This window comes from Kitasatospora sp. NPDC091257, from assembly GCF_044757675.1.
GTDB lineage: Bacteria > Actinomycetota > Actinomycetes > Streptomycetales > Streptomycetaceae > Kitasatospora > Kitasatospora lactacystinica.
On the sequence record NZ_JBIVVI010001771.1, the window covers coordinates 1 to 1,247 of the forward strand.

Annotated in this window: 1 protein-coding gene; it reads right to left on the reverse strand. The window is 73.9% G+C overall.

Translation table 11 applies throughout. From position 1 onward, the window contains the following. The coding region (locus tag ACIQOV_RS41915) for an amidohydrolase (protein WP_401056460.1) at window positions 1-1,049 on the reverse strand (1,049 nt) is incomplete at its 3' end. Window positions 1,050-1,247 lie beyond the last annotated feature (198 nt).

Below are 1,247 nucleotides of genomic sequence, written 5' to 3' on the forward strand. Positions count from 1 at the left end.
CCCTCGGGCGTGCCCTCCGGCCGCTCCTGGTAGGGCTCGGTGAGCCAGGCCGTGCGGCCCTGCGGGGATCCGTCCAGGTACATCTTCACGCCGGCCGCGCGCACACCCCGGTGGTATTCCTGGCTCGCGCCGACCGGGTCCGGCTCCGGTGAGGCCGTCGCCTCGTCGGCCCGCGCGTAGGCGACGACGTCGATCTTGAACGGCACGACGGCGGCGGCGTCCCGCAGGGCCTTGAGGTTCTTCAGCGTGGCGCCGCCCTCCTGGACGGTCGTGAAGCCGAAGCTCGCGGCCGACGCCACGCCCTTGCCGAAGAGGGCGGCCAGCGCGGTCGGCGGCAGCCCCTCGGTGGCCTTTTCGGAGGCCGGGCTGAAGGCCGTCTCCTCCAGGACGCCGTTGGGCTCGCCGTACGGCCGGGCCACGGGGCCGGGCCGGCGGCGGATGACGCCGCCGTCCGGGTCCGCGCTGGCCCTGGTACAGCCCAGCTCCCGCAGGCCGCGGCTGTTCACCGCCCCGAGGTGGAAGGACTGGTGGATGGCCAGCACCGGCCGGGTGGTGGACACCTTGTCGAGATCCTCGCGGGTGGGGTGCCGGCCCTCGGCGAGCATGGCGTCGTCGTAGCCGAACCCGATGATCCATTGGGAGAAGGCGCCCACCGGGGTCTTCGCCCACGCGCGCAGCTTCTCCTGGAGCGAGGCGATGTCGGTGACGTCGCCGTCGGGATCGGCCAGCAGATTGGCGAGGGTGGCCTGCAGGCCGATACCGCCCAGGTGGCCGTGGGCGTCGATGAACCCGGGCAGCAGGGCGCGGCCGGCGAGGTCGCGCACCTGCGTTCGCGGCCCCTGCCAGCGGTCGGCGGCCTCCTGGTAGTCACCCACGTGGACGATGACACCGTCCTTGACGGCCACCGCCTCGGGGCGCGGGTCGGACTCCTCGGAGTCGGCGGCCGCCGTCACGATCTCCCCGCCGTGGAAGATGACATCGGCCTCGTCGTACGGTGCCGCGGCCCGGGTACCGCCGTCGTCCGTCGTCCCTGCCGGCTGACCGCTCATTCCGGTTCCCTCCTGCTACCGCTGGCCACTCCTGGTGCTCACCTGCCTACCCGCGGCAACCGGATCGTGAACCCGACTCCTGCCGCGGCCGGATCCATGGGCGAGCGGCCGGCAGGAGGGGCGAGGCCGACCGAGGGCCGCAGGGGGATGACGAGTGTGTCGCGCCGGACGCGCAGGGCGGGAACGGTGCCGACGTGG